Here is a 24,024-nt window from a genome sequence, read left to right as displayed (position 1 = left end):
CCGCGGGGAGATGCTGCGGTCCGTGAGCGGTCCCTCGGTTCTCGCCGTCTACCTCGTCGCGGTGCTCATGCCGCTGTTCGTGCTCTTCTCCGACGGGTCGCGCTTCGACCTCGAGGGTGTCGCCGCCGGCGTGGCGACCTCTCGTCTCCTCGAGCCGCTGGCGTGGTCGGTGATCTCCGCCGCGTTCGTCAGCGCCTACGCGGTGACCAGGGAGTACTACTACGCGTCGATGGACAGGACGCTCACGGCAGTGGGGTTCCCGCGAACCTTCGGCGGAAAACTCGTGGCAGGCGTGGCAGTGGCCGTCGCCTTGTCGCTCGGTGTCTTCGCGCTGTGGACCGCGGGCGTCTTCGTCTTCCTCGTTCAGGACGGTGTGGCTCCGACCCTCACCCAGGAAGCCTGGCGCATCTACGCGGGGGCTCTCGTCGGCACGATTCTCGGTGCGCTCATCGGCGGCGCGATCGGCTGGATCACGCAGAACTACTACGCCACGGCGATCATCGTCCTCGTGTTCCCGATGGCGCTGGAGTCCGCACTGCTGCGCACGGCGCCGGAGGTCGCGAAGTTCTCGCCCGGCATGGCCATCGCCGCCATCGGTGTGCCCGGGTATCAGGGCAGGCTGCTGGAGCTCGCCCCTGCCGTCGCCGTCGGGCTCGCGTGGACGCTCGGGCTGCTCGCGATCGCCTGGGTGCGAGGGCGCCGGAGCGCTGCGTGATCGGTCGGGCTCTGCGGGCTCAGGCGCGCAGCCTCGCGGGCGATGTCGTCCTCCTCGGGGTCGCGGTCGCGGCGTTCGCGATGTCGCTCACCCTGGCGGCGAGCATCCCGTCCGAGGTCGCGAACGCCTCCGTCGACGCCCACGTGGAGCTCGCAGCCCCGCTCAGCACCGTCCTCGCGACCTACGCGGGGATCCTCGCCGCCGTCTACGGCTCGTTCCGGTACACGATCGACCGTCGGGACGGGGTGGTCGCGCAACGTCTGACGATGCAGCGACGGTGGGTGATGCTCCTGGTCAGGACGATCACGTGCGCGGTGGGCGGTGCCGTGGTCGCGCTCGCGGCCGTGCTCGGCGGACACTCGGCGCTGACGATCGTCATGGGAGGACTCCCGGTGGAGTGGTCGGTGCTTCTCTCCACCCTCGTGCTCGGCGCGCTCGCCTCCCTCTGGGGCATGGGGATCGGACTCATCGTGCAAGCCCACCTCGCGGCACTCTTCGTCTCGGCTCTCTCGATGGGGGTGGCGGTCATCGTCGCGATGTTCTGGAGCACCGGTGCCGCGTATCTGCCGCTTCTCGCATTGCTCGAAGGCTTCCGGTTCGACATGGGCGCGGTGGGGATCCCACCGCATCAGGAGCTGACCGGGCCTGTCGCTCTCCTGGTCTCCGCCGGATGGGTGCTCGCCGCACTGATCGCGGGAGGAGCCGCTTTCCTTTCCCGCGACGTGAGATGACCGCGCGACGGGGGATACGGGTGGCGCAGGCGGACGACGTAAAATCCCTAGGTGGCAACACCAAAGATCGTCCTCTTCTACGCGTTCACCCCTCTGGCCGACCCGGATGCCGTGCGCGTCTGGCAGCGTGACCTCGGCGAGGCACTCGGCCTGCGCGGACGCCTGCTCATCTCGAAGGACGGCATCAACGGCACGCTCGGCGGCGACATCACCGCGCTCAAGAAGTGGCTGCGTTCGTTCCGCTCATACCGCCCGTTCGCCGGTGCCGACATCAAATGGAGCGAGGGGACCGGTCTGGACGCCGAGGGTCGCAGCCTCGACTTCCCGAAGCTCAGCGTCAAGGTGCGTGACGAGATCGTGTCGTTCGGCGCACCGGGGGAGCTTCGCGTCGACGAGGACGGTGTGGTCGGCGGCGGCACCCGGCTGACCCCGGAGGAACTGCACGGGCTCGTGGAAGAGCGCGGCGACGACGTGGTGTTCTTCGACGGGAGGAACGCCCTCGAGGCGCAGATCGGGCGCTTCCGCGGGGCCGTCGTGCCCGACACCGAGACCACCAGGGACTTCGTCGAGCTCCTCGACTCCGGCGTCTACGACGACTTGAAGGGCAAGCCCGTCGTCACGTACTGCACCGGTGGCATCCGCTGCGAGGTGCTTTCCAGCCTGATGACGGCCCGCGGGTTCGGTGAGGTGTATCAGCTCGAAGGCGGCATCGTCCGATACGGCGAGAAGTTCGGCGACGACGGGCTCTGGGACGGATCGCTCTACGTGTTCGATGGTCGAGGGTCCGTCGACTTCTCCGACCACGCAGCCGTCATCGGGGAATGCGTCGGGTGCGGCGCGCCGACCAAGCGCACCGCGAACTGCCCCGATCTGTCGTGTCGATCGCAGTTCGTGGTCTGCGAAGGCTGCGACGCCGTGCGCTGCACCGCTCACGCCGCCTGAGCGGTCGGCACCGCGGCACTGCTCAGGCCGTCGTCACGCCCGGCTCGGCGGCTCGCGGAGCGTACAGGGAACGCGGCAGCACCACCGCCTGCACCCTCGTCCTGCGGTCGGCGCTCCGACGCAATCCGGTCAGCACCTCCTTCAGGGGCTCGGAGAGATCGTCGGCCCTCTCGTCGGCGCGGGCGTAGTTCGAGCGCTCGACCGCGTCCGTGAGCTGCCGCATCGCCTCGGCAGGGACCTGATGCTGTGCCACCAGGCCGGCTGCGCGCACTCGGGGGGTGTCGGCGTCCGAGACGGGGATCTGCAGGTCGATCAGCGTATCCCGCAACTCGGCCCATGCAGCCGCGGAGTCCCCTCGGCGCGCTCTGCTCAGGCGCATGCGGTGTTCCACGAGGCGGATCATCGCAGGAAGCAGGAGCACCACGGCGACGCCGAACGCAGTGAAGACGACCGGCGTCGGGTCGAGGCGACGCAGCTCGTCGCTGCTGGCCGAGTCGCCTCCGGCGTCGTTGCGATCGATCTCCGGACCGGACGTCTCCTCGGCCTGCGGCGCCGTGGTCGGAGCGGGTGTCGACGGGGTTCCGGCGCTGCCGCCCTGCGTCGCTCCGGGACGGAACGCGGTGGGCACGCCCAGGGAGGCGGTGGGCTCGAAGGGCACCCATCCGATGCCGGGGAACAGCACCTCCGGCCAGGAGTGCAGCCGGTCGCTGGTCACGGAGAACACCGACTCGCTGCCGCGCTTCTCGTCGGTGAGGGAGCCGGGGAGGTACCCCACGACGATGCGCACCTGCATGTCGAGGCTCTCCGCCATCAGAGCGAACGCCCCGGCGAAATGCACGCAGTATCCGGAGCGGACGTCGAGGAACTCCGCGACGGCGTCGGCTCCCGTCCCGTCGAAGCCCTCTTCCACCGGCGTCTCGAGTGAATAGGTGAACTGCGAGCGGAACCAGTTCTGCAGCGCGACGAGCCGGTCGTAGTCCGTGCTCGCGGCCGCAGTCACATCGTCGGCGAGCTCGCTGATGATGCCCGGCAGCTCGACCGGTTCGGCGTCGGGTTCGACCACCGGCGACGCGGCATCGACCGCCCTGATCTGTTCGAGGGTGGGGATGAGCCGCGTGGAGGTGACCGTGTAGTCGTTGCCGACGGCGTCCGCGCCCCGGGAGTAGAGCGTGCGATTGTCCGGAGCGATCCGCCACGCGTCGCTGAGGCCCTGCACGGCGGTTGCGGGATAGGGCACGGGTAGCCAGGAGCTCGACATCCGCAGCACCCTGATCGAGGTGTTCTGTTCCTCCGTCGCGATGTCCTCTGCCCATTCCGGGGGCCCGAACCCGTCGTCCTGCGCCTGCAGATCGCTGTCGTCGGGCTGCCAGACGCGGCCGTCGAAGCGGGAGAGGGTGGTCAGGCGCAGGTAGGGCGCGGTCTCGCCCTCGGCGGCCACCGTGAGCACCTCGACCGGGTTCGGCTGTCGCAGATCGTCTCCGAGGCGCAGCGAGGCGTCCACGGTCACCCCGGTTCCGTTGCCGGCGAGGCTCGCGGTGACGGGAAGCAGTGGGGCGATGGCCACGGTCGTCGCAAGCGCGGCAGCCCCCACCGCCACAGCCAGAGACGTCGACGAACGGCGAGGGGACTCGGGATGCTTCCTGGCCGTGTAGCGGAGCAGCAGCAGTGCGATCACGCCGAACAGCACGAACCAGGCGACGTTGGTGTCGCCGAGCGTGACGATCATCGGCACCGCGCCGACGACTCCGGTCAGGAGCACCGCCAGCACGGCCGACCGGTGCGCCACGAGGTGGTCGAGCAGGATGGCGACCACCGCGAAGCCGACGCCCATCGCGGCCGCGAGGCCGGGGGACGGGTCCAGAGGAGCGGACCCGAACACGACCGCTTCGACCGCGGAGGCGCCCAGCACGCCGAACAGCGTCGCGGTCTCCGATGTCGGGATGATGCCGAAGAGAGCCGTATCGCCGGCGATGAGCAGCGTCACCACGGCGACGGCGACCACGATCTGCACAGCGAGCGTGGCGAGGTCCTGCACCCAGGCAGCCCGGCGACGCAGCAGGTGCCGCGCGAGCATTCCCGATCCGGCCACGGCGACGATGACCGCGATCACGGTGAACGACCACGCCCCGGGTGCGATCACCGAGGTGAACGGCCACATGGCCACGAGTGCCGCCGTCGCCGCGAGCGCGCCGGGACCGACGGCCCCGGGGGGATCGTCGTGGTCGCGGTGCCAGAACGCCGGCCTGCGCTCGACGGCGGCGGGGCTCGGCGGGGCGTGCTCAGCGCGGAACATCGCCGACTCCGATCCGTGCGGAGACGGCATCCTCCCACGCGGCCGAGATGTCCTCGCCGAGGGGCGCGACGGTCCACCCATGACGTGCCGCCGCTTCGGTGGCCCCCGGAAGAAGCTCGGTGCTGAACAGCATCGGCGCTGCGGCGCCCGCCGACCTCAGCAGTGTGGCGTCCTCCTCATCGAGGCGCCCGGTGATGTAGACGAGCGGTCCGGGAGGCGTGCCTCCGATGAGTGCCATCAGGTCGCGGTTCTCCCCGCGAGGCGTGACCATCGCGAGCGCTGCGAGCAGGCTGTCGCGGTCGTCCTCGTGCCCGCGGAGGGCGCCGAGCAACGTGCCTGCGCTGTCGATCACGTCGACGCTGTACCCCTCGGAGGCCAGATGCACGGCCGCGGAAGCGCACAGCGAGACGGCGGATTCGAAGGCAGGATCGACGTCGCTCCCCTGGGTATCCCAGCGGCGCCCGCTCCGGTCCAGCACGACCACCGCGTCGGGGCTGGACTCCTCCTCTTCCTGGCGAACCATGAGCTGACCGCGGTGTGCCGTGGCACGCCAGTGGATGCGCCGCATCGAATCCCCCGGGATGTAGCCGCGCGGCGAGAGGTTGTCACTGCCCTGTCCGAGCCTGGTCGATGAGGTGTGCGCTGTCCCCCCGGCCGCCCCGACCCGCACGGCGAGCGGGGCGAGGGTGAACACCTCTGGCACCACGGTGACGCTCCGGGTCTCGCCGAACGCCTGCTCACGCTGGGCCAGCCCGAACGGGTCGACGGTGCGCAGCATCAGCGGACCCAACGGCCAGACGCCTCTTCTGACACCGGTGATCAGGTAGCTGAGCTGCCCGTTCTCCGGAGGATACTCGCCGCCGGAGTCGCCCGACACCGCGTCGGGGAGCACATCGTGCCAGAGCCCGCGGGGGACGCGGATCGCGCGCAGCGAGAAGCGCACGGTCACGCGGGACGTCTCGGACACCGTCAGCAGATCGGTGGAGATCTGCCGCGTGACGGTGCCGGATCGTCGGGGCAGCCTGACGGCGAGGAGGGAGAAGAGCGTGACCGCCGCCAGCAGCACGCCGAGGTACAGCAGGATGCGGGTGCCCAGCAGGTTCGCGGCGATCATGCAGCAGAGCGCGGCGACGAGCGCTCCGGCGCCGCGACCGGTGAGGGCTCGTCGTCGTCGCATGATCGGTGTGTCAGGAACGGGTCGCGACGGGTACGCGCACCCGCTCGACGATCTGGGTGAGAGCGGCCTCGACGGGCTGGGCTCCCGTGCGATGTGCGCCGCGCGCCGGAAGCAGACGGTGCGCGAGGACCGGGATGAGCAGGGCAGTGATGTCATCGGGGATCACGTAGTCGCGGCCGTCGAGCGCCGCCCACACCTTCGCCGCCCTGACCAGCTGCAGCGTGGCCCTGGGGCTGGCGCCGAGGTGGAGGTTCGGGTCGTTGCGCGTCGCCTGCGCGAGGGCGACCGTGTACTCCTCGAGGGCCGGCGCGACGTGCACGGACCGTGCCCATGCGATGAGCTGCGCTATCGAGGATGCATCGGCGACGGGCGAGACGGCGGCGAGCGGGCTCACCACGTCCCGCTGGCGCAGCATGAGGGCCTCGGCCGCGGCGTCGGGGTATCCCATCGAGATGCGCATCATGAACCGATCGCGCTGCGCTTCGGGGAGGGCGTACGTGCCCTCCATCTCCAGGGGGTTCTGGGTCGCGACGACCAGGAACGGCTGGGGGAGCTGGTGGGTGGAGCCGTCGACCGTGACCTGGCCCTCCTCCATCGCCTCCAGCAGGGCGGACTGCGTCTTGGGGGAGGAGCGGTTGATCTCGTCGGCGATCACGATGTGCGCGAACACGGCACCGCGCTTGAACTCGAACTCGCGGTCGACCGGGTTGTAGACCGAGACGCCCGTGACGTCGCCCGGCAGCAGATCCGGGGTGAACTGGATGCGTCGCACCGTCGCGTCCACGCTGGCGGCGAGAGCTCTGGCGAGCATCGTCTTCCCCACGCCGGGAACGTCCTCGATGAGCAGGTGCCCTTCGGCGAGCAGGCATACGAGAGCGCTGCGCACCGCATCCGGTTTCCCGTCGATGACCTGGCCGATCGAACCGAGGATGGCCGACGTCTGCGCGGCGAAGCGTTCGGCGTCGATCGTCACCGGCATCAGGGGGGCGTTCTCTGGCATGCGTTCCCTCTCACATCGCGGCGCTGCGGTGCGCGTCACTCGATCGTAACCCTGCGCACGATGCGCCGCTCTGGCAGGTTCCCCTGAGGATGCGTGCACCGGATAGGCGCGCAGGGGAGCGCGGTTCGAAACGCGGCGCCGGTCGGGTTAGGATGGTTGACGGCTCTCCGCGTGGCGGCATCCAGGCCAATTCCCCCAGGGCGGAAACGCAGCAAGGGTAACCGGGCTCTGCTGGGTGCGCGGAGGGTCACTTTCATTTCCGACGGGCGGGTCCGTCCGACGCTCAGTCGTCTCCTGGCTGCACCTGCGACAATCGTCCGGTGACCGTCACCTCGCCTCAGGCGCAGCACCCGCTCGGCCGATTCGCCTCACCGGTGCTGCTGCTCGTCGCCATGTGGGTCGTGCAGTTCGCCGACGCGATCCTCCCCGGCTCCTTCACCGGCTTCGGGTTGCGCTCCTGGGACGCCTCCGGACTCGGGGGCATCGTGCTCGGGCCACTCCTGCACGCGAACTGGCAGCATCTCATCGCGAACTCGGTGCCGTTCCTGGTGCTCGGGTGCCTCGTCGCCGTGGAGGGCACCCGCCGGTTCTGGGCCGTCACGGCCGTCGTCGCGCTCGTCGGCGGCATCGGCACCTGGGTGTTCAACGCGCCGGGCACACTCACGGTCGGCGCATCGGGGCTGGTGTTCGGCTACTTCGGCTATGTCGTCATGCGGGTGTTCGCCCCCGGCCGCGTCGCGCACCGCATCCTGTACGCCGTGATCGCCGTGGTCGTGATCGGGGTGTACGGGGGATCGATGTTCGCCGGCGTCTTCGGTGTCGCCGAGGGCATCTCCTGGCAGGGGCACCTGTTCGGCGCCATCGGCGGCGGCGTGGCCGCCTTCGTCGGTCGCCGCCCGAGAGCCGAGCGCGGAGCCCTGCCCGTATGAGTGCCGCACCGGCGTCGCGGGCGAAGCGCAAGCCGGCGGCGAGGAAGACGACGCGGCGAGGAACCGCGAAGCGTCGGCGCAAGCCCGGTGCTCGACGCCAGGCGGCGAATCGCCTCCGGCGCCGGAAGATCGCGCAGCGCCTTCTGCTTTCCGCCGGTGCGCTCATCGTGGCCGTCGGCCTCTTCGTCCTGATCCCGCTCGGTCTCGCGCGCGATCCCGCACCGATCTGCATCGACGATCCGCAGACGTTCCCCGCGGCGGGGATCGAGGGCTGGAGCGGCGAGCAGCTCGAGAACGCCGCCACGATCATCCGCACGGCGGGAGCGCTCGGCTTCGGACGGGACGGGCAGATCCTCGGTGTGATGACGGCGATGGGCGAGAGCAGCCTGCGCAACATCGACTACGGCGACTGGGAGACGCGCGGATTCACGAACCCCGACGGTTCGCGCACCACCAGCATCGGACTGTTCCAGCAGCAGGAGTGGTGGGGCAGCGCCGAGCAGAGGATGGATCCCGCGACGGCGACGACGCTGTTCTTCGAGCGGCTCGGACGGCTCCCCGACTGGCAGACGATGGAGCCGTCGCACGCGATCCATCGGGTGCAGATCAACACCGATCGCGACTACTACTCCCGGTTCGGCGCTGATGCCACGGCCGTCGTCGACGCCCTGTCCGGACCGTGCGAGTGACGCCAGGCAATTGATCCGGTGCGACGCTCGGTGCGTTCATCGACGCCGCGCCTAAGCTGAAGCCGTGGCGCAGAGCATCTACATCACCTCGGCCGAAGGCCATACCGGCAAGTCGACGATCGCCCTCGGGGCTCTCGATGCCCTGATGCGCGTCTCGCCGCGGGTCGGCGTGTTCCGGCCCATCGCCCGGTCGGTCACGGAACGAGACGAGATCCTGGAGCTCCTGCTCGCCCACGACGGGGTGAACCTCGACTACGACGACTGCATCGGCGTCACCTACGACGATGTGCGCGCCGACCCCGAGGCGGCGCTGTCGACGATCGTGGCGCGATTCAAGGCCGTCGAGGCGCAGTGCGACGCCGTGGTCGTGGTCGGCAGCGACTACACCGATGTGGCGAGTCCCGCCGAGCTCGGCTTCAACGCCAGGATCGCGGCGAACCTCGGTGCGCCGGTGCTGCTCGTGCTCAGCGGCCGCGACCAACAGCGTCAGGCCGAGCAGCTGGGCACGACGACGGCTCGTCCGGCCGCGGCGATCGCGCAGATCGCCGCTCTCGCCCTGTCCGAGCTCGCGGAGGAGCGTGCGGAGCTGTTCGCCGTCGCCGTGAACCGCGCCGATCCCGCAGCGCTCGACGACATCGTCGCTGCCGTGCACGCAGCCCTGCCGGCCGAGAGCACACCCGTGTGGGCGATCCCCGAGGACCGCGCACTGGTCGCGCCCTCGATCCGCGGCATCCTCGCCGCCGTCGACGGCACCCTGCTCAAAGGCGATGACGGCCGGCTGACGCGAGAGGCGCTGACGATCGTCGTCGCCGGCATGTCGATGGTCAATGTGCTGCCGCGGCTCACCGAAGAGGCCGTGGTGGTGATCCCCGCCGACCGTACCGAGGTGCTGCTCGCCGCGCTGCTGGCCGATTCGTCCGGCACCTTCCCGCGCATCGCCGGCATCATCCTGAACGGACCGTTCCCGCTGCCGGAGCCCATCGTGCAGCTGCTCGACGGCTTCGCGTCGTCGGTGCCGATCATCACCACCGATCTGGGCACCTACGACACGGCGGTCCGGGTGATGAGCACTCGAGGACGCATCTCCGCCGACTCGCGAACACGGTACGACCGTGCGCTCGCCCTCTTCCAGGCCCACGTCGACATCACGGAACTGACGGAGCAGCTCGGGCTCGCGGAAGCGCACGTGGTGACGCCGCTGATGTTCCAGTACGGACTCATCGAGCGCGCCCGCGCGGACCGCCGTCGCATCGTGCTGCCGGAAGGGGACGACGACCGCATCCTCCGCGCCGCGGCGACGCTGCTGGCGAGAGAGGTGGCCGATCTGACGATCCTCGGCGACGAGGCGGCCATCCGTGGTCGGGCGGCCGAGCTGGGGATCGACATCGCTGCGGCTCAGGTGCTCAGTCCCAACGACCCCGGCCTCGTCGAGCGCTTCGCCGCGGAGTACGCACGGCTGCGGGCGCACAAGGGGATCACCATCGCTCAGGCCGCCGACACCGTGACCGACGTGTCGTACTTCGGCACCATGATGGTGCATCTCGGACTCGCCGACGGCATGGTGTCCGGCGCCGCGCACACCACGGCGCACACGATCCGCCCGTCGTTCGAGATCATCAAGACCAAGCCGGGTGTGAACGTGGTCTCCAGCGTGTTCCTGATGGCGCTCGCCGACCGCGTGCTCGTCTACGGCGACTGCGCAGTGATCCCCGACCCCACCAGCGAGCAGCTCGCCGACATCGCGGTCTCGTCGGCGACGACCGCCCGGCAGTTCGGCATCGATCCACGGGTGGCTATGCTCTCGTACTCGACGGGGGAGTCCGGCTCCGGTGCCGATGTCGACAAGGTGCGCGCGGCCACGGCTCTCGTGCGCGAGCGCGCCCCCGAGCTTCCCGTCGAGGGCCCGATCCAGTACGACGCGGCGGCGGACGCGGCAGTGGCCAAGGCCAAGCTCCCCGACTCTGCCGTGGCGGGCAGGGCGACCGTATTCGTGTTCCCCGACCTCAACACCGGCAACAACACGTACAAGGCCGTGCAGCGCTCGGCCGGCGCCGTCGCGATCGGACCGGTGCTGCAGGGCCTCAACAAGCCCATCAACGATCTCTCCCGTGGTGCCCTCGTCGCCGATATCGTCAACACGGTGGCGATCACGGCCATCCAGGCGCAGGGAGCAGAGCGGACGACAGAGCAGTCGGAGGACCCGGCATGAGCGCCATCCTGGTCATCAACAGCGGATCCTCGTCACTGAGGTACAGCCTGATCGACATCGAGCAGGAGAACCTCCTCGCGAGCGGACTGATCGAGCGCATCGGTCAGCAGGCCAGCCCGGTCGCCCACACCGTGCGCCCCGTCGTCGACGGCGATGCCGTGCCGACGATGCTCGATGCCACCTTCCGCAGCGAGCGGCCGATCGCCGACCACGCTGAGGCGTTCGAGGTGATGCGAGAGCAGTTCGCCGCTCACGGCCCCTCGCTCGACGACCACCGCCCCGTCGCGGTCGGGCATCGCGTCGTCCACGGTGGTGCGAGCTTCTACGCTCCGACCCTCATCGACGCCGACGTGGAACGTCAGATCGACGAGCTCGCGGTGCTCGCGCCGCTGCACAACCCCGCGAACCTCGCCGGTATCCGTGCCGCGCGGGCGGTGTTCGACGAGGTGCCGCACGTCGCGGTGTTCGACACCGCCTTCCACCAGACGCTCCCGCCCGCCGCCTACACCTATGCGATCGACGCCGCGCTCGCCGCGGAGCATCGGGTGCGACGCTACGGCTTCCACGGCACGAGCCACCAGTACGTGAGCGAGTCGGCCGCCGCGTTCCTCGGCCGCGACATCTCCGAGCTCCGTCAGCTGGTGTTCCACCTCGGCAACGGCGCGTCGGTGACCGCGATCGACGGCGGCAGGTCGGTGGAGACCTCGATGGGCCTCACGCCGCTCGAAGGCCTGGTCATGGGCACACGCTCCGGAGACATCGACCCGGCGGCGCTCGTGCACCTGTCGCGCCGCGCCGGCCTGTCGATCGACGACCTCGATTCCCTGCTCAACACCCGCAGCGGGCTCGCCGGCCTCGCGGGGCGCAGTGACATGCGCGACATCCTCGCCGGTGTCGAGGCCGAGGACGACGCGGCTATCCTCGCCTTCGATGTCTACGTGCACCGCCTGCGTGCGTACGCAGGTGCCTACATCGCACAGCTCGGGGGAGTGGACGTCATCGCCTTCACGGCCGGTGTGGGCGAGAACGCGGCCCCGGTGCGCGCTGCGGCCATGGCGACGCTCGGGTTCGCCGGTGTGGAGATCGACGGGGCGAGGAACGAGGCGCGCGAGCGGGGCATCCGGCGCATCTCCACGGATGCGTCTCGCGTCACGGTGCTGGTGGTGCCCACCGACGAGGAACTGCAGATCGCCAGGCAGACGGCCGAGCTGCTCTGATCCGCTCTCGGGGGTTACCCCGTGGCGCGTCACCGCATTACGCTTGCACAGTGGCACGGAGAGGTGCCGGCCCGACGATCGCCCTTCTCCTGGAGGCTCTGTGCCCGAAGCACTGCCCGACCTGTTCCACGCTGACGGCGTGCTGTTCGACCTCGACGGCGTGCTGACCCCCACGGCCGAGGTGCACATGCGTGCGTGGAAGGCCGTCTTCGACGACGTCTTCGCCCGATGGGGCATCACTCCGCCGTACAACGATGCCGATTACTACGACTACGTCGACGGCAAGAAGCGCTACGACGGCGTGGCGAGCCTGATGCGCAGTCGCAACGTCGAGCTGCCATGGGGCGACGTCGACGACGACCCCTCAGCCGAGACCGTGTGCGGTATCGGCAACCGCAAGAACGCCGCGTTCGCCGCATCGCTGCGCGGTCAGGGCATCGCCGCGTATTCCGGCTCGCTCGCCCTCGTCGAGGCTCTGCACGAGGCGGGCATCCCGCTCGGGGTGGTCTCGAGCTCCAAGAACGCCGAAGAGGTCCTCGGCGCCGCCGGCATCCGCTCCTTCTTCCGCATCGTGGTCGATGGCGTCGTCGCCGAGCGCGATGGTCTGGCCTCCAAGCCCGCAGCCGACATGTTCGCCGCCGGTGCCGCCGCCCTCGGCGTCGACCCGGCCCGCGCCGTAGCCGTCGAAGACGCCACGTCCGGCGCCGCTTCCGCCGCCGCAGCCGGTTTCGCGACCGTCGTCGGCGTCGACCGGGGCACGGGCGCAGACGCCCTCCGGGCCGCCGGTGCGACCGTCGTCGTCAACGACCTCGCCGTCTTCCTTCCCGCCTCCCGCACCGAGACCCCGGAGTCCGCATGATCGATCGCGACCGCTTCCCCGTCGACCCGTGGCGTCTGATCGACACGCATTACTCGGAGGAAGGCGTCGGCGAGACGCTGTTCTCGGTCGGCAACGGCTACCTGGGTCTGCGCGGCAACCACATCGAGGGTCGCGGCGCCCAGGAGCACGGCACCTTCATCAACGGGCTGCACGAGACGTGGCCGATCCGCCATGCCGAACAGGCCTACGGCTTCGCCGAGGTCGGGCAGACGATCGTCAACGCACCGGATGCCAAGGTCATGCGGGTGTACGTCGACGACGAGCCGATCTCGCTCGACGACGCCGACGTGCGCGAGTACCGTCGCACCCTCGACCTGCGCACCGGCGTGCTCGAGCGCTTCGTCGTGTGGGAGACGCCGTCGGGCAAGCGGGTGCGGATGCGTGACGAGCGGATCGTGAGCTTCGAGGAGCGCCACCTCGCGGTACTGCGACTCGAGGTGGTGGTCGAGAACGCGGATGCGCCGGTCACGATCAGCTGCCAGCTGCTGAACAGGCAGGACGGCGCCGGTGTCTACGCCGGTACGCCGATCGGCACCAAGGCCGCGGCGTTCGACCCCCGCAAGGCCGAGAAGATCGCCGATCGCGTGCTGGAACCCGCCGAGCACTGGCAGGACGGGCTGCGCTCTGCGCTCTCCTACCGCGTCGCCGATTCGGGGATGACGGTCGCGGTGGTCGCCGACCACGTGGTGGAGACCGAGAACGAGTTCAACGCCCGCACGCTCGTCGAGCCCGACATCGCGAAGAACGTCTTCCGCGTGCAGGCGAAGGCCGGTGTGCCGATCACCGTGACCAAGCTCGTCAGCTACCACACGTCGCGTGGCGTGCCCCCGAGGGAGCTGGTCGACCGGTGCCGGCGCACGCTCGATCGGGCTGCGGACGAGGGCGTCGAGACGGTGTTCCGTCGTCAGAGGGAGTGGCTGGACGCGTTCTGGGACCGCAGCGACGTGCAGATCGGAGGAAGGGACGACCTGCAGCAGGCCACCCGCTGGTGCCTCTTCCAGCTCGCTCAGGCATCGGCGCGCGCCGACGGCGCCGGAGTGCCGGCCAAGGGCGTCTCGGGTTCGGGATACAGCGGCCACTACTTCTGGGACACCGAGATCTACGTGCTCCCCTTCCTCACCTACACGTCGCCCCGGTGGGCCTACAACGCCCTCCGCGCACGGGTGGGGATGCTGCCGGCCGCACGGCGCAGGGCGGCCCAGCTCAACGAGGCGGGAGCCCTGTTCCCGTGGCGCACGATCAACGGCGAGGAGGCCTCCGCCTACTACGCCGCCGGCACCGCGCAGTACCACATCAACGCCGACATCAGCTTCGCGCTCGGCAAGTACGTGCGTGCCACCGGGGACGAGGAGTTCCTGCGCCGCGAGGGCGCGGACATCGCGATCGAGACCGCGCGGCTGTGGGCGACGCTCGGGTTCTGGCGTGCTTCGCGTCTGGTCGAGGAGACCGGGGCGGGCGACGGGATCGACACGTTCCACATCCACGGCGTCACCGGCCCTGACGAGTACACGACGGTCGTCAACGACAACCTGTACACGAACGTCATGGCGCGCTACAACCTCCGCTACGCGGCCAAGGTCGTGCGCGAGATCCGCGAGAGCTATCCCGAGGACTACGTGAAGCTCGTCGATCGCACGGGACTCGGACCAGGAGAGGCCGAGGCCTGGGACCGCGCGGCCGAGGCGATGTACATCCCCTACAGCGAGGGGCTCGGCATCCACCCGCAGGACTCGCTGTTCCTCGAGCGCGAGGTCTGGGACCTCGCCAACACCCCGGCCGAACAGCGTCCGCTCCTGCTGCACTTCCACCCTCTGGTGATCTACCGGTTCCAGGTGCTCAAGCAGGCGGATGTCGTGCTCGCGCTGTTCCTGCAGGGCAATCACTTCACGCCGGAGGAGAAGAAGGCCGACTTCGACTACTACGACCCGCTGACCACCGGCGACTCGACGCTGTCGGCCGTCGTGCAGTCGATCCTGGCGGCCGAGGTGGGGTACCAGGACCTCGCGCAGAAGTACTTCGAGCAGTCGCTGTTCGTCGACCTGCACGACCTGCACCACAACGCGGCTGACGGCGTGCACGTGGCGTCGGCGGGCGGGGTGTGGACAGCGCTGGTGTGCGGTTTCGGTGGTATGCGCGACTATGCCGGCGACCTCAGCTTCGACCCGAGGCTCCCTGCCGGATGGCCGTCGCTGTCGTTCCCGCTGCAGTGGCAGGGGTCGACCTTGAGGGTGACGGTGACGAAGGACGAGCTCCGCGTGGAAGTGCGCAACGGGCCGCCCGTGCCCTTCAGCGTGCGGGACACGGCCTACATCGCGACGGTGGAGGATGAGGTCGTCGTGCCGCTCGCCGATCAGGGTCCGCTGATCCCCGGACGGCCGACCCTCCGGCAGTTCGCCGACGCCCGACGCGAGGACGGGACGCGCATGTCGGCGTCCGTTCCCGTGATCACCACGGCGATCCCGGTGATCGAACCGATCGACTGACCGCTCGGCCCGCCGAAGGTCGGTGGCACGCCGTAGGCTGTTGTGGTGACCACAGCCCTCTACCGCCGCTACCGCCCCGAAGCATTCGGCGAGATGATCGGGCAGTCCCAGGTGACCGATCCGCTGATGACGGCGCTGCGAGGCGACCGTGTCGGCCACGCCTACCTGTTCTCCGGTCCTCGCGGGTGCGGGAAGACGACGTCTGCGCGCATCCTGGCGCGGTGCCTGAACTGCGCCGAGGGGCCGACCGACGTGCCCTGCGGAGTGTGCCCGAGCTGCGTCGAGCTGTCGCGCGCCGGCGGTGGATCGCTCGACGTGGTCGAGATCGACGCCGCGAGCCACAACGGCGTCGACGACGCGCGCGACCTGCGTGAGCGGGCCACCTTCGCCCCGAGCCGCGACCGCTACAAGATCTTCATCCTCGACGAGGCGCACATGGTGACGCCCCAGGGGTTCAACGCGCTGCTGAAGCTCGTCGAAGAGCCGCCGGAGCACGTCAAGTTCATCTTCGCGACCACCGAGCCCGAGAAGGTGCTCGGCACCATCCGCTCGCGCACCCACCACTATCCGTTCCGACTCGTGCCGCCTGCCGCGATGCTCGAGTACGTCGCCAAGCTGTGCGCCGAGGAGGGCGTGATCGTCGAGCAGGGTGTGCTCCCGCTCGTGGTCCGCGCGGGTGGCGGTTCGCCGCGTGACACCCTCTCGCTCCTCGACCAGCTGATCGCCGGGTCGGACGCTCCGGCCGGGTCCGAGACGGTCACGGTGGGCTACGCGCGCGCTGTCGCCCTGCTCGGATACACGCACGCTGCGCTGCTCGACGAGATCGTCGACGCGCTCGCGGCCGGCGACGCCGCATCCGCCTTCCCCGCGATCGACCGTGTGGTGCAGACCGGCCAGGACCCTCGCCGCTTCGTCGACGACCTGCTCGAGCGTCTGCGCGACCTCATCGTGATCGCGGCGGTCGGGCCCGGAGCCTCCGCCGTCCTGCGCGGGGTCGCGGAAGACGACCTGGAGCGCATGCGGGCTCAGGCCGACGCATTCGGCTCCGCCCGGCTCTCGCGCACGGCCGATGTGGTCAGCGCCGCCCTCGACGACATGTCCGGTGCCACCTCGCCACGGCTGCACCTCGAGCTCATGGTCGCGCGCGTCCTCGCCGGAGCGACCGACACCGCCGCGTCGGCGCCCGTGGCTGGAGGCGAGCGCGCGGCCACGGCTTCCGCCCGTCCGACTGCTGCTGCGGCCGCGGCAGCCCCAGCCCCGGCAGCTCCAGCCCCGGCAACTCCGGCCCCGGCAGCGGTAGCACCGTCTGCACCCCCGGCAGCCCCAGCTCCAGCGCCAACTGCGTCGGTTCCGTCCGCCGCTCCTTCGGGGGCGCCCGCCGCTGCTGCAGCGGAGTCCGCCCCTGCCGATCAGCGCCCGGCAGACGAGCAGGGAGAAGGCGCGCGAGGCGCAGACGAGACCGCCGGCGTCGCTCCCGAAGCAGCAGCCCCCGAGGTCGCCGCACCGCAGGGGCCGGTCACCTTCGAGCGGATCCGTGCAGCGTGGCCGGCGGTGCTCACGCGTCTCGAGAGCATCAGCCGCACGTCTTGGTTGCTGGCCACGGCCGTGCAGCCGCTTGCCTACGTCACCGAGACCGAGGTGTTGACCCTCGGGTTCACCAGCCAGCACGATGTGGCGAAGTTCAAGGGCACGACCCCCGGCTCCGGTCCCTCCGATCACCTGCGGTCGGCGATCGAGAACGAGCTCGGCGTGCGCGTGAAGTACCTGCCGGCGCCCATGCCGGCGGGAGGTGCTCCGCGTCAGCCCTCGCCGTCAGGGGCGTCGACGCCGGCGGATGCCGCTCCCGCATCGGAGCCTGCGTCAGCGGGTTCCCCCCGTCCGCAGTCCCGCAGCGCCTCCGCCTCGGCGGTGACGGAATGGGCTGTCGCGCCGATCCCGACCGCGACCGAGCGGCCGGTGAACCAGGCTCCGGTTCCGACGGCGCCCCTCGCCGTCGACGACGAGCCCGAAGAGGTCGAGGCTGCCGCTTCGGCTCCCGCGCCCCCCTCCGACGGTGCCGTGGACCGAGACGAGCCCCCGCTGCCCGGCGATGACGAGGCTCCGGCCTTCGACTATGAGCCGCCGTACGACCCTTCGTACGAGCCGCCCGCAGAGTCGCCGCTCCCGCGGCAGGCGTCTCCTGCGCGGTCCGCGCCGCAGACGCAGCGCACCGCTGTCGCCGCCGCCCCGCCGGTCGTCGTCGAGCGCCAGCCCTCCGCCGGGGGAGTGCAGCGCTACGGTGAGGCCGTGATCCGCCAGGTGCTCGGCGCGACGTTCGTGCGCGAAGAGCCCTACGAGCCCCCGACGAGGTTCTCCTGATGTATGACGGCATCGTCCAAGAGCTGATCGACGAGTTCGGACGGCTTCCCGGTATCGGGCCCAAGTCCGCCCAGCGCATCGCATTCCATATCCTGCAGACGCCGACGTTCGATGTCGCGCGTCTCGCCGAGCTGCTCGGCGAGATCCGTACCCGCGTGCGGTTCTGCGAGGTCTGCGGCAACGTCGCCGAGCAGGAGCGCTGCGCCATCTGCCGCGATCCGCGCCGCAGCCAGGCGCTGATCTGCGTGGTCGAAGACGCGAAAGACGTCGCGGCGATCGAGCGCACCAGGGAGTTCCGCGGGCTCTACCACGTGCTCGGCGGAGCGATCAGCCCCATCGCCGGCATCGGTCCGGACGATCTGCGCATCGCCCAGCTGATGACACGCCTCGCCGACGGCACGGTGCAGGAGGTCATCCTCGCCACCAACCCGAACCTCGAGGGGGAGGCGACCGCGAGCTACCTCAGCCGTCTGCTCACGACGATGCAGATCACGGTCTCCCGCCTCGCTTCCGGGCTGCCCGTCGGCGGAGACCTCGAGTACGCCGACGAGGTCACCCTCGGTCGTGCCTTCGAGGGCCGGCGCATCCTGTGAGCCCGAACGCGGGCTTCTCGCGGCGCGGCTGGCTCCTCTTCGGGGCCATGGCGCTGCTGTGGGGAGTGCCGTATCTGTTCATCAGCATCGCGGTCGAGTCGTTCTCCCCGCCGGCGATCGTGGCGGGGCGCACTCTCATCGCGGCTCTCCTGCTGCTGCCCTTCGCGATCCGCAGCGGAGCGCTGCGAGCCGCTCTGAAGCACTGGCCCTGGGTGCTCGCCTTCGGTGCCGTCGAGATGGCAGGGCCTTTCGTGCTGCTCGGGCATGCCGAGATGACGCTGCCCTCGGGCATGACCGGTCTGCTCGTGGCGACGGTGCCGCTGTTCGCCGCCCTGATCGCCCTGGGCGGCGGTGACCGCGGAGTGCTGAGGCCCGCCCGCGGCATCGGACTGCTGGTCGGCTTCGTCGGCGTGGCGGTCGTCGTCGCCGGTCCTGGACTCTTCGGCGGCGAGGTCAGCCTTCTCGCCGCTGGTGAGGTGCTCCTGGTCGCCGTGCTGTACGCGATCGCGCCGTTCATCGTGGCGCGCAAGCTCAACGACGTCCCCTCGCTCGGCACCATCACCCTGTCCCTGCTGATGATCGGGATCTTCTATCTGCCGATCGGAGCGCTCACCCAGCACGAGGTGCCCACGCTGCCGTCGATCGCCGCGCTTCTCGCACTCGCAGTGATCTGCACGGCGGTGGCGTTCCTGGCGTTCTTCGCGCTCATCCGTGAGGTCGGACCGGTGCGCGCCCCGCTGTTCACCTACGTGAATCCGGTGGTCGCGATCATCCTCGGTGCCATCGTCCTCGCCGAACCCCTGACTCCCGGTCTGCTGCTCGGCTTCCCGCTGATCATCGTCGGATGCTGGTTCGCTGCCACCGGCGGCCGCCTCCGTCCGGTCTCGCCCCAGGCGCTCCCGCCCTCGCTCTGACGCCTGCTCGCCGCGCACCCGGCAGGCGTCACATGCGCGGCGGGGCATACGCGCCGATCGTAGAATGAGCGTGGGCGGATCCGCCCATCATCCCAGGGAGTGATCGTGGCCCTCATCGTGCAGAAGTACGGCGGCTCATCCGTCGCCGACGCAGAGAGCATCAAGCGCGTCGCCAAGCGCATCGTCGACACGCGTCGCGCAGGACACGACGTCGTGGTCGCCGTGAGCGCCATGGGCGACACCACCGACGAGCTGCTCGACCTCGCGAACGAGGTCGCACCGATCCCTGCTCCGCGCGAGCTGGACATGCTGCTCTCCAGCGGAGAGCGCATCTCGATGGCGCTGCTGGCCATGGCGATCCACTCGATGGGCTTCGAGGCGCGCTCCTTCACCGGCAGCCAGGCGGGCATGATCACCGACTCGCAGCACGGTGCCGCCCGCATCGTCGACGTGACGCCGGTGCGCCTGCGTGAAGCCCTCGACGAAGGGGCGATCGTGATCGTGGCCGGGTTCCAGGGCTTCAACCGCGACACCCGCGACATCACGACCCTCGGTCGTGGAGGATCCGACACCACCGCCGTCGCGCTCGCCGCCGCGCTCGACGCCGACGTGTGCGAGATCTACAGCGACGTCGACGGCATCTTCACCGCCGATCCGCGTGTGATCCCGAAGGCGCAGAAGCTCGACCACGTCTCGAGCGAGGAGATGCTCGAGCTCGCAGCCAACGGGGCCAAGGTGTTGTACATCCGCGCCGTCGAGTACGCACGCCGCCACGGGGTCCTCATTCACGCCCGGTCGACCTTCTCGTCGTCCGAGGGCACGTACGTTCTGGGCGAGGGCATGAAGAACCCTCGCGAAGCCGAGGGAGCAGTCATGGAAGAACCGATCGTCGCCGGCGTCGCCACCGACTTCAGCCAGGCCAAGATCACGGTCGCGGGCGTGCCCGACGTGCCGGGCAAGGCCGCCGAGATCTTCAAGATCGTCGCGAAGTCGGGCGCCAACGTCGACATGATCGTGCAGAACGTGTCGGCGACCGGACGCACCGACATCTCCTTCACTGTGCCGAAGGCGGATGCCGCCGGTGCCCTCAAGGCCCTCGCGGGGGAGCAGACCGAGGTCGGGTTCCAGAACCTGATCCACGACGACCAGATCGGCAAGCTCTCGGTCGTCGGGGCGGGCATGCGCACGCACTCGGGCGTCTCCGCGACGCTCTTCGAGGCGCTCTCCGCCGGAGGAATCAACATCGAGATGATCTCGACCTCCGAGATCCGCATCTCCGTGGTGCTCCGCGACACCGACCTCACCGAGGCCGCTCGCACCGTGCACACCGCCTATGGGCTCGACGGCGACGCCGAGGCCACGGTCCACGCCGGCACCGGCCGCTGATCTCTGCCGTTCCCCCTCGTTTTCCTGCCGACGACTCGAGTGCGGGGAGCGGAGAGCCGGCACTCCTTCCGGTCGCGGTAGACTCACCGCAACCCTGACACCGGCGCCAGGCGCAGCCTCAGCACCCCGACGCCGCGCCCGAAGCCTCGTACGCAGTACCGCACGACGCCAAGGAACATCATGACCCGCATCTCCGATTCAGGACTCTCCGTCGCCATCGTCGGCGCCACCGGCCAGGTGGGCACCGTGATGCGCGAGATTCTCGCCGAGCGGTCGTTCCCGATCCGCGATCTGCGGCTGTTCTCGTCCGCGCGCTCTGCCGGCACGGCGATCGAGTTCGGCGGCGCCACCGTCATCGTGGAAGACGTCGAGAGCGCGGACGCTGCGGGGATCGATATCGCCCTGTTCTCGGCCGGTGCCACGGCGAGCCGTGCCTACGCACCCCGATTCGCCGCAGCCGGCGCCGTGGTCGTCGACAACTCCAGCGCCTGGCGCATGGACCCCGAGGTGCCGCTCGTGGTCAGCGAGGTCAACCCGCACGCGATCGACGAGCGCCCCAAGGGCATCATCGCGAACCCGAACTGCACCACGATGGCCGCGATGCCCGTGCTGAAGGCGCTGCACGCGGAGGCCGGTCTCGAGCGTCTGATCGTCTCCACCTACCAGGCCGTCTCCGGGTCCGGTCTCGCCGGTGCCCAGGAGCTCCTCGGTCAGGTCGAGGGAGTGCTGGCCCAGGGCGACACCCTGCGCCTCGTGCACGACGGATCCGCGGTCGACTTCCCCGAGCCGGAGAAGTACATCGCGCCCATCGCGTTCGATGTCATCCCGTTCGCCGGCAACCTCGTCGAGGATGGCGACAACGAGACGGACGAGGAGAAGAAGCTCCGCAACGAGAGCCGCAAGATCCTCGAACTCCCCGATCTTCGCGTCGCCGGCACCTGCGTGCGCGTACCGGTCTTCACCGGGCACTCGCTGTCGATCAACGTCGAGTTCGCCGACGACATCACGCCCGAGCGTGCACGCGAGGTCTTGAGCGCTGCGCCCGGCGTCGTGCTCGACGAGGTGCCGACGCCGCTGCAGGCTGCGGGGCAGGACCCGAGCTTCGTGGGTCGCATCCGTGCCGACCAGTCCGCCCCCGAGGGCAAGGGGCTCGTGCTGTTCCTCAGCAACGACAACCTGCGCAAGGGTGCCGCGCTGAACGCGGTGCAGATCGCCGAGATCCTGGCCGAGCGCCTGGCGGTCATAGCCTGACTGCATCCCCGTCATGTGGAAGCGGTCTGGTGGAACCCGCCGCATGGTCGGCGGCAGCGCGCCCGCGAACTAGACTGGCTCGGTGACTGAAAACGTCGATGTCGTCCTGATCGGCGGTGGCATCATGAGCGCCACCCTGGGTACTCTCCTGCACGAGCTGCAGCCGGAGTGGAAGATCGTCGCCTTCGAGCGACTCTCCGAGGTGGCTCAGGAGAGCTCCAACCCGTGGAACAACGCCGGCACGGGCCACGCCGCCCTGTGCGAGCTGAACTACATGCCCCAGCAGGGCGACGCTCCCCTCGACCCCGCCAAGGCGGTGTCGATCAACGAGCAGTTCCAGCAGAGCCGTCAGTTCTGGTCGTCTCTGGTGGAGCGGGGCGTGCTCGACGAGCCGTCGACCTTCATCAACGCGACACCGCACATGACGTTCGTGCGGGGCGAGAAGGACGTCGCCTACCTCAAGAACCGCTACGAGGTGCTGAAGAAGCAACCGCTGTTCGCGGGCATCGAGTACAGCGAGGACTCTCGCGTCATCAACAAGTGGGCGCCGCTGCTCATGCAGCAGCGGCGCAAGGGCGAGCCCTTCGCTGCGACGCGTGTGCCCGCCGGTACCGATGTCGACTTCGGCTCCCTCACGCACCAGCTCTTCGACCACCTGACCGACGCTGGCGTGTCGTTGCGCACGAATCACGAGGTGCGCAGCCTGAAGAAGCAGAAGGACGGAACCTGGCTGGTCAAGTACCGCAACAGCATCGGTCACACCCCGAGCGAGGTCAGGGCCCGCTTCGTGTTCGTCGGTGCGGGTGGCTGGGCGCTCAAGCTGCTGCAGAATTCCGGCATCCCCGAGATCAAGGGCTACGGCGTCTTCCCGATCGGCGGGCAGTTCCTCAAGACCACGAACCCGACCATCGTCGCTCAGCACAAGGCGAAGGTGTACTCGCAGGCGTCGGTCGGCGCTCCGCCCATGTCGGTCCCGCACCTCGACACCCGTGTCGTCGATGGCGAGGCCTCGCTCATGTTCGGACCGTTCGCGACCTTCAGCCCGAAGTTCCTGAAGAACGGCTCGATGCTCGACATCGTCACCCAGGTGCGTGCGCACAATCTGCTGCCGATGCTGCAGGTCGCGGTGAAGAACCCCGACCTCATCACGTATCTCGTGAGCGAGCTGCTGAAGAACCACGCCAAGAAGGTCGACAGCCTCCGCACCTTCATGCCCACGGCCAAGGATGAGGACTGGACCCTCATCGATGCCGGTCAGCGCGCCCAGGTGATGAAGAAGGACCCGAAGAAGGGTGGCATCCTGCAGTTCGGCACCGAGGTCGTCGCGGCGGCCGACGGTTCCATCGCGGGCCTGCTGGGGGCGTCGCCCGGAGCATCCACCGCCGTCCCGATCATGCTCGACCTGCTCAAGAAGTGCTTCCCGGCCGAGTACCCGGGGTGGGAGCCGGAGCTGCGTGCCCTGATCCCCACATTCGGTGAGAAGCTGAACGAGAACCCGGAGCTCGCTGAGAAGTCGACCGAAGCCACGGCAGCCGTCCTCGGCATCAACGTCTGAGATCGTCCCGTGGCGAAGCTCTACTTCCGCTACGGCGCGATGAACTCGGGCAAGTCGACCGCTCTGCTGCAGGCTGCCTACAACTACGAGGAGCGTGGGCAGCGGGTGCTGCTCGCGAAGCCGGCGATCGATACCAAGGGCGCGTCCGAGATCGAGAGTCGGCTGGGCGTCACACGCCGGGTCGACTTCCTCATCGCCCCCGACGACGATGCACGAAGGGTGTTCGCGAAGCATCGTGAGCGCATGCAGCATGCGGCCGACGACGAGCTGCTTCCCGAAGGCCCGCGCGACGTCGCGTGCCTGCTGATCGACGAGGCGCAGTTCCTCACCCCGACTCAGGTCGACGATCTCTTCCGTATCGCCGTCGTCGACGGCATCCCGGTGATCGCCTACGGCATCCGGAACGACTTCCTCACGCACGCCTTTCCCGGTTCCGCGCGCCTGCTCGCGATCGCGCACTCGCTGGAGGAGCTCAAGACCATCTGCCGGTGCGGACGGAAGGCCGTGTTCAATGGCCGCGTCGTGGGCGGGCGCTTCGTGTTCGACGGCGACCAGGTCGCCATCGACGAGGGCGCGACCGGGTCGGCGTCGCCCGAGCTGACCACTTACGAGTCGCTGTGCGGCACCTGCTATCTCGAGGAATCCGGCGGACGCCTGGGCTGAGCCCGCCGCCCTCCACCCGCGCCCGGCGCAGCGGGTGTG

19 protein-coding genes and 1 other RNA gene are annotated in these 24,024 nt (G+C 69.6%); 17 read left to right on the top strand and 3 right to left on the bottom strand.

Annotated elements, in window-relative coordinates; all coding sequences use genetic code 11:
• The first annotated feature begins 22 nt into the window (after nt 1–22).
• The 3 genes from ABRP18_RS13570 to ABRP18_RS13560 are packed head-to-tail and all read left to right on the top strand — an operon-like array spanning nt 23 to nt 2,388.
• The gene (locus ABRP18_RS13570; protein ID WP_349884826.1) at nt 23–715 is read left to right on the top strand and encodes an ABC transporter permease; all 693 of its coding nucleotides are present in this window, start codon (nt 23–25) and stop codon (nt 713–715) included.
• Nucleotides 712–1,446 (top strand): hypothetical protein, encoded by a 735-nt coding sequence (locus ABRP18_RS13565; RefSeq protein WP_349884825.1) that lies wholly within the window; start codon nt 712–714, stop codon nt 1,444–1,446. The genes ABRP18_RS13570 and ABRP18_RS13565 overlap by 4 nt, the downstream gene beginning before the upstream one ends.
• A 51-nt stretch (nt 1,447–1,497) precedes the next feature.
• Complete coding sequence (locus tag ABRP18_RS13560; protein WP_046747896.1) at nt 1,498–2,388, top strand: rhodanese-related sulfurtransferase; 891 nt, start codon at nt 1,498–1,500, stop codon at nt 2,386–2,388.
• A 22-nt stretch (nt 2,389–2,410) separates the two neighbouring features.
• Here ABRP18_RS13560 and ABRP18_RS13555 read toward each other — a convergent pair whose 3' ends face one another.
• Genes ABRP18_RS13555 through ABRP18_RS13545 form a run of 3 tightly spaced genes read right to left on the bottom strand, consistent with a single transcriptional unit; the run spans nt 2,411 to nt 6,858 of the window.
• Nucleotides 2,411–4,681 (bottom strand): DUF3488 and transglutaminase-like domain-containing protein, encoded by a 2,271-nt coding sequence (locus tag ABRP18_RS13555; protein ID WP_349884824.1) that lies wholly within the window; start codon nt 4,679–4,681, stop codon nt 2,411–2,413.
• Nucleotides 4,668–5,858: a DUF58 domain-containing protein gene (locus ABRP18_RS13550; RefSeq protein WP_349884823.1), complete on the bottom strand. Its 1,191-nt coding sequence runs from the start codon at nt 5,856–5,858 to the stop codon at nt 4,668–4,670. The genes ABRP18_RS13555 and ABRP18_RS13550 overlap by 14 nt, the downstream gene beginning before the upstream one ends.
• A gap of 10 nt (nt 5,859–5,868) precedes the next feature.
• A complete protein-coding gene (locus tag ABRP18_RS13545) occupies nt 5,869–6,858 on the bottom strand; it encodes a MoxR family ATPase (RefSeq protein ID WP_061016494.1) in 990 nt (329 codons plus the stop codon).
• Nucleotides 6,859–7,016: 158 nt separating this feature from the next.
• Here ABRP18_RS13545 and ffs point away from each other — a divergent pair.
• The 14 genes from ffs (at nt 7,017) to ABRP18_RS13475 (ending at nt 23,985) form a co-directional block, all read left to right on the top strand.
• Nucleotides 7,017–7,113, top strand: an RNA gene (ffs, locus tag ABRP18_RS13540) — signal recognition particle sRNA small type.
• 65 nt (nt 7,114–7,178) lie between these two features.
• Nucleotides 7,179–7,787 carry a rhomboid family intramembrane serine protease gene (locus ABRP18_RS13535; protein ID WP_349884822.1) on the top strand — a complete coding sequence of 203 codons (609 nt, stop codon included), beginning with the start codon at nt 7,179–7,181 and terminating at the stop codon, nt 7,785–7,787.
• The gene (locus tag ABRP18_RS13530; RefSeq protein WP_052748705.1) at nt 7,784–8,476 is read left to right on the top strand and encodes a hypothetical protein; all 693 of its coding nucleotides are present in this window, start codon (nt 7,784–7,786) and stop codon (nt 8,474–8,476) included. Before ABRP18_RS13535 ends, ABRP18_RS13530 begins: the two co-directional genes overlap by 4 nt.
• Before the next feature lie 64 nt (nt 8,477–8,540).
• Nucleotides 8,541–10,685, top strand: a complete 2,145-nt coding sequence (pta, locus tag ABRP18_RS13525; RefSeq protein ID WP_349884820.1) for a phosphate acetyltransferase — start codon at nt 8,541–8,543, stop codon at nt 10,683–10,685.
• Nucleotides 10,682–11,902 carry an acetate kinase gene (locus ABRP18_RS13520; protein WP_349884819.1) on the top strand — a complete coding sequence of 407 codons (1,221 nt, stop codon included), beginning with the start codon at nt 10,682–10,684 and terminating at the stop codon, nt 11,900–11,902. Before pta ends, ABRP18_RS13520 begins: the two co-directional genes overlap by 4 nt.
• Before the next feature lie 100 nt (nt 11,903–12,002).
• Nucleotides 12,003–12,761: an HAD-IA family hydrolase gene (locus ABRP18_RS13515; protein WP_349884818.1), complete on the top strand. Its 759-nt coding sequence runs from the start codon at nt 12,003–12,005 to the stop codon at nt 12,759–12,761.
• The gene (locus tag ABRP18_RS13510) at nt 12,758–15,265 is read left to right on the top strand and encodes a glycoside hydrolase family 65 protein (RefSeq protein WP_046747903.1); all 2,508 of its coding nucleotides are present in this window, start codon (nt 12,758–12,760) and stop codon (nt 15,263–15,265) included. Before ABRP18_RS13515 ends, ABRP18_RS13510 begins: the two co-directional genes overlap by 4 nt.
• Nucleotides 15,266–15,310: 45 nt before the next feature.
• Entirely contained in the window at nt 15,311–17,623 is a 2,313-nt protein-coding gene (locus ABRP18_RS13505) for a DNA polymerase III subunit gamma and tau (protein WP_349884817.1), read from the top strand.
• Nucleotides 17,623–18,216 (top strand): recombination mediator RecR, encoded by a 594-nt coding sequence (gene recR / locus ABRP18_RS13500; protein ID WP_046747905.1) that lies wholly within the window; start codon nt 17,623–17,625, stop codon nt 18,214–18,216. The genes ABRP18_RS13505 and recR overlap by 1 nt, the downstream gene beginning before the upstream one ends.
• Nucleotides 18,213–19,130, top strand: coding sequence for a DMT family transporter (locus ABRP18_RS13495; RefSeq protein WP_349884816.1), 918 nt, complete (start codon nt 18,213–18,215; stop codon nt 19,128–19,130). The genes recR and ABRP18_RS13495 overlap by 4 nt, the downstream gene beginning before the upstream one ends.
• A 105-nt stretch (nt 19,131–19,235) precedes the next feature.
• Nucleotides 19,236–20,516: an aspartate kinase gene (locus tag ABRP18_RS13490; protein ID WP_046747949.1), complete on the top strand. Its 1,281-nt coding sequence runs from the start codon at nt 19,236–19,238 to the stop codon at nt 20,514–20,516.
• Between the two features lie 180 nt (nt 20,517–20,696).
• Complete coding sequence (locus tag ABRP18_RS13485) at nt 20,697–21,767, top strand: aspartate-semialdehyde dehydrogenase (protein WP_113681259.1); 1,071 nt, start codon at nt 20,697–20,699, stop codon at nt 21,765–21,767.
• Nucleotides 21,768–21,849: 82 nt separating this feature from the next.
• Complete coding sequence (locus ABRP18_RS13480; protein WP_046747908.1) at nt 21,850–23,322, top strand: malate:quinone oxidoreductase; 1,473 nt, start codon at nt 21,850–21,852, stop codon at nt 23,320–23,322.
• A gap of 9 nt (nt 23,323–23,331) precedes the next feature.
• Nucleotides 23,332–23,985 (top strand): thymidine kinase, encoded by a 654-nt coding sequence (locus tag ABRP18_RS13475; protein WP_058632094.1) that lies wholly within the window; start codon nt 23,332–23,334, stop codon nt 23,983–23,985.
• The last annotated feature ends 39 nt before the right edge of the window (nt 23,986–24,024 follow it).

Origin of the sequence: Microbacterium sp. WHRI 7836, assembly GCF_040223885.2 — a bacterium.
Taxonomy (GTDB): Bacteria; Actinomycetota; Actinomycetes; order Actinomycetales; family Microbacteriaceae; genus Microbacterium; species Microbacterium oxydans.
This window is presented reverse-complemented; position numbering and strand designations above follow the sequence as displayed.